The sequence below is a fragment of the Rhodococcus sp. T7 genome, assembly GCF_009872365.1.
In the GTDB taxonomy this organism is placed as follows: domain Bacteria; phylum Actinomycetota; class Actinomycetes; order Mycobacteriales; family Mycobacteriaceae; genus Rhodococcus_F.
Genome location: NZ_WXYH01000389.1, coordinates 637371 through 641745, shown reverse-complemented (window position 1 = coordinate 641745; position 4375 = coordinate 637371). Strand labels below are relative to the sequence as shown.

The 4375-nt window shown below is 61.4% G+C and carries 4 protein-coding genes; 3 read left to right on the top strand and 1 reads right to left on the bottom strand.

Annotated features, from left to right (window positions below; genetic code table 11):
* The coding region (locus MLGJGCBP_RS46995; RefSeq protein WP_160096976.1) for a helix-turn-helix domain-containing protein at positions 1 to 281 on the bottom strand (281 nt) is incomplete at its 3' end.
* A 465-nt stretch (positions 282 to 746) separates the two neighbouring features.
* On the opposite strand from MLGJGCBP_RS46995, the gene MLGJGCBP_RS46990 reads away from it, so the two are divergent.
* From MLGJGCBP_RS46990 to MLGJGCBP_RS46980, 3 genes are all read left to right on the top strand, one after another.
* Positions 747 to 1919 (top strand): phosphotransferase, encoded by a 1173-nt coding sequence (locus tag MLGJGCBP_RS46990; protein WP_160096974.1) that lies wholly within the window; start codon positions 747 to 749, stop codon positions 1917 to 1919.
* A gap of 18 nt (positions 1920 to 1937) precedes the next feature.
* Entirely contained in the window at positions 1938 to 2375 is a 438-nt protein-coding gene (locus tag MLGJGCBP_RS46985; protein WP_160096972.1) for a nuclear transport factor 2 family protein, read from the top strand.
* Between the two features lie 83 nt (positions 2376 to 2458).
* Complete coding sequence (locus MLGJGCBP_RS46980) at positions 2459 to 3943, top strand: aldehyde dehydrogenase family protein (protein ID WP_201453091.1); 1485 nt, start codon at positions 2459 to 2461, stop codon at positions 3941 to 3943.
* The last annotated feature ends 432 nt before the right edge of the window (positions 3944 to 4375 follow it).

The window sequence follows — 4375 nt, the reverse complement described above, 5'->3', positions numbered from 1 at the left end:
CCACCTTCCTCGGTGGCGTACTCCTCGGCGCGATTGTTATTCATCACCGTGTCCGCAAATAGCAGACACGCTCTAGGGCGTCCCCCGCTCCATTTTGGGTTCAGGGCCTCGGGTCCGTGCTCGTTGAACGCATGGATGACGCCGCGGACATAGTCGGCGTCGACCCGCAACAGCGACGTGATGTCCTTGACAGTCTGATGCTGAGAGCGGACATCAACACCACGATCGCACTGCAGCTTGACCGGGTCCTTGGTGAGGCGACTGATCTTCTGCAGCCGCAACTCTCCTCCATGCTGATCTGCCGGACGAACGCACACAGTTGATTTGCCACGACCACCTCCCTTCTGGCCGGCCTTCCGCAACTGATGGGCACACGATTTCACGAAAAGGCGTGCTGGCATGCGGTAATGCCGAGTAACGTGTACGGCCTCGATTCCGAGGTCGAAGAATGTCCCGGAGTCGGACGCGTTCGTTCCGGACACGGTAAGCGTTCAACCGTTGACGGCGTGACCAGCATCACCTATATTGAGTCAGACAGTCTGAAAAATATTGGTGTGGTGGAGTGATTAATTCCCAGGCGTGTCAGTGCAATTCGATCCATGCGCCGGCACTGTGCGCCAACCCCCACTTTCCTTTCCTGGCCGATCGACTGGAAACGACGCTCAGTCGTGAAGGCGCCGTACTCGTCGATGCCTCGAGCCCGCTGTTGTCACGGCGGCCCCCAAGCAAGCAGAACAGGACATGACATGAATCAAACATCAGTAGGCCACACGACGAAGGTCTTCATGGACGAGGTGACGAAGGCTTACGAGGCCGACCACGATCGTTTGGTCACCGAGTTTCACGAAATCCCAACGACATACCAGGCGCTGACGCCAGAGTGGCTGACCGCGGTGCTGTGCCGGGACGTACCGGACGCGGCCGTGCTCTCGTTCGAACTCGGCCCGCGTGACGACGGGTCGTCGAACCGGCGACGAGTTTCACTGACATACAATGACGCGGGCATCCGAGCCGGGCTGCCCGCAAGCGTGTTCTGCAAGGCTGCCGAGCAGTTACAGAACCGCGTCATCCTTGCGGTTCTCGACGTCGCGCGTGCAGAGGCCGAGTTCTACACCAACGTGAGGAGCCAACTCGACATCGAAGTACCGAAGGTGTGGTACGCGGGGTTCGATCCGAAGACATTTGCCTACCTGATCATGATGGAAGATCTCGCGGACACGGCGCAGTTCCCCGACGAGCGGACGATCCTGACACGGGCGCAGGCCGAAGACATGGTGCGGCTACTGGCCAAACTGCACTCCCGGTTCTACGGCAGTGCGGAGCTGGGAACCGAATCCCTGCCCTTCAAGAGTTGGCCGGCATTCTGGACGGACCTGACGTCGACTCCCGGATTCGCAGAGGCATGCGACTCCGGATTTGTCCGAGCCGAGTCGGTGCTGTCGCCCGGCTTGTTCGCGCGTCGATCGGAGGTCTGGCCGGCGACCCAGAAGTCGGTCGCCCGTCACGACGAACTCCCGCAGACTCTCCTTCACAGCGATGTGCATTTCAAGAACTGGTACATTCGAAACGACGGCGGCATGGGGCTAACGGACTGGCAGATCACCACCGTGGGGCACTGGAGCCGCGATTTCGTCTATGCGACGACAACGGCACTCACCGTCGAGCAGCGTCGTGAGTGGCAACTGGATCTGCTACGGCTGTACCTCGAGTTGATGGCCGAAAGAGGAGTTTCCGATCTCTCCTTCGACGACGCTCTGCTCAACATTCGTCAACAACTGTTCACCACACTCGCATTCTGGACGATCACGCTGGTCCCGACCGACGACATGGCCCCTATGCAGCGTGAAGAATTGACATTCGAAATGCTCCGGCGTATCGGCGCGGCAATCGACGATTACGACGCGCTCGACGCATTCTGACCGGGCGGAGTGAAATCGATGGACGACATTGAACAGATCAAGCAGCTCAAAGCCAGGTACTTCCGGTTCATGGACACCAGGGACTGGGAGTCCTACCGAACTGTCTTCACCGAGGATGTTCTGTTCGACGTGCGAGGCGGAGCCGAGGCAACCAGACCCGGCACCGTCTATGATGAGCCGGCGCTGACCGGTCGCGACGCCGCAGTCGAGTTGATCAGCAAAAGCATGCTGGGAATGGTCAGTGCACATCAGGGCTTTCTGCCGGAAATAGAGATTCTCTCGTCGGATGAAGCACGGGGGACATGGGCCATGACCGACGTTTTGCGGGCCGTTGCGGACGCGCCATTTCGAACGATGCGTGGATACGGCCATTATCACGAGACCTACCGGAGGGTGGGCGGGGAATGGAAGATAGCGACTCTGAGGCTCACCCGACTGCTCGTCGACGTCGAGTGATTTCCAACCAGTCAAATCCGACCGTGAAAGCAGCGTCATCCATCGGTGACACCGATGGGACCGAGAAGACAGGACCCTCACCAATGACCATTGCAGCGTCGCACGACGCGGCCACAGAGCATATCAGCCGCGAGGAGCTCCAACGGATGGTCGCCGCACAGCGCGCGGCCTTCCTCCGCGAAGGCCCGCCGAGCGCCGAGACACGGCGCCGCCGCATCGACCGCCTGATGTTGGCCGTTCTCGAAGCCGCCGACGACCTCGCCGAGGCGCTGAATCAGGACTATGGCACGCGGCCAGTGGGGCTGACAAAGCTGTTCGACCTGATGGCCTGGGTCGGGGATGCCAAGGAAACGCGTGACAATCTCGAGAAATGGATGAGGTCGATTCCACTCGACGGTCCGGTACCCGCCGTCATCGACCAGAAGCCGAAGGGGGTCGTCGGTGTGATGGGTGCCTGGAACTTTCCCATCACCCTGACCATCCAGCCGGCTTTCGCGGCATTGGGAGCCGGCAATCGGGTAATCATGAAGTTCCCGGAGTTCCACCGGCGGACCGGGAAGGTGTTTCGTGACGCGGTGGCCAGGTACTTCGGCGAAGACGAGGTGGCGGTGGTCGTCGGCGATCTGCGCACTGCACAAGCGTTCTCCGAGTTGCAACTCGACCACCTCGTCCTGACCGGATCCCCGGCCGTCGGTAGGGCGGTCGCGGCTGCGGCCGGAAAGAACTTGGTGCCCTTGACCCTTGAGTTGGGCGGAAAGAACCCCGTTGTTGTCGCAGATGACGTCGATCTTGATCTGGCAGCCCATCGCGTCGCGATCGGACGCATGATGAACAGTGGTCAGGTCTGCCTGTGTCCCGACTACGTGTTCGTTCCGCGTGGACAGCACGACCTGTTTGTCGCGAAGCTCGAAGGGGCGTTCCGGAGGGCCTTTCCTTCTTATCTGGACAACCCGGGCGTGGTGAGCATCGTGAACGGGCGCAACTACGATCGGATTGTCGCACTCATCGACGATGCGGTGGCCAAGGGCGCAACAAAGGTGCAGATCGCCACCCCGACGGAGGCAGACCAGCTGCCCTCGCGGGAGAGCAGGCTGATACCGCCGACGATCCTCGTCGACGTTCCGGAGAATGCGACCATCTCAAGCGAGGAGATATTCGGACCGGTCATCGCCGTCTACCCCTACGACGATGTGGCCGAGGTCGTCTCCTACATCAACGCCCGGCCCACCCCCCTCGGCGCATACTGGTACGGCGAGGACACTGACGATTTTCGGAACTTTCTGCACCGCACCAACTCCGGAGGTGTGACGCGGAACGACACCTTCGCCCATCAGGCGGTTGCGGGTGCGCCCTTCGGTGGTGTCGGCGGGTCAGGGTACGGTGCATACCACGGAAAGGTCGGTTTCGACGAGTTCACGCATCGTCGCACGGTCGCCTCCCCGGTCGACGAACGAAGCTTTGTCGACGGTACCATCGGTGCCGTTGTGGGCAGTTCGGAGGTCGAGGCCGGAATCGACCAGGCGATCGCCGCCGAGATCGCCGACATCAGGGGTCGACTCGGCGGGTGATCTGGCTGGCGCGGGGTGCTGAAGGCGTTGCAATGCCCTGGCTGCTTCAATTGTTGTCGTAGACCTCGGAACCTGACTGGCCGGGAGAGCGGAACGCCGCTCTCCCGGCCAGATTCTACCCGTACGTGTTCAACAGTCTCGACCGGCGGTTGCCGGCGGAGCAGCCTTCTCCCGCATCCTGGGATAGTCGGTGTACCCGTTCGCCGGATCTCTGTTGGGGCCGAGGTAATATGCGGCGCGGTTCGGCTTGTTGAGTTCCGCCCTGGCCTCGAAGCGCTCGGGCAAATCCGGGTTGGCGATGAATGCGGACCCGAAGCTGACGGCATCGCAGACACCGTCGGCGATGACCGCCTAGTACTGCAACGGCACTTATGGGAGGTGGCCGCGGCGTCGGTAGTGGGAGGTGCGGGCCTGGTGTTGTCGGCGTCGTCG

What these genes read in the sequence shown, in the direction of transcription:
- MLGJGCBP_RS46990 (WP_160096974.1), top strand. Translation starts at nt 747, where the DNA reads ATGAATCAAACATCAGTAGGCCACACGACGAAGGTCTTCATGGACGAG.
- MLGJGCBP_RS46985 (WP_160096972.1), top strand. Translation starts at nt 1,938, where the DNA reads ATGGACGACATTGAACAGATCAAGCAGCTCAAAGCCAGGTACTTCCGG.
- MLGJGCBP_RS46980 (WP_201453091.1), top strand. Translation starts at nt 2,459, where the DNA reads ATGACCATTGCAGCGTCGCACGACGCGGCCACAGAGCATATCAGCCGC.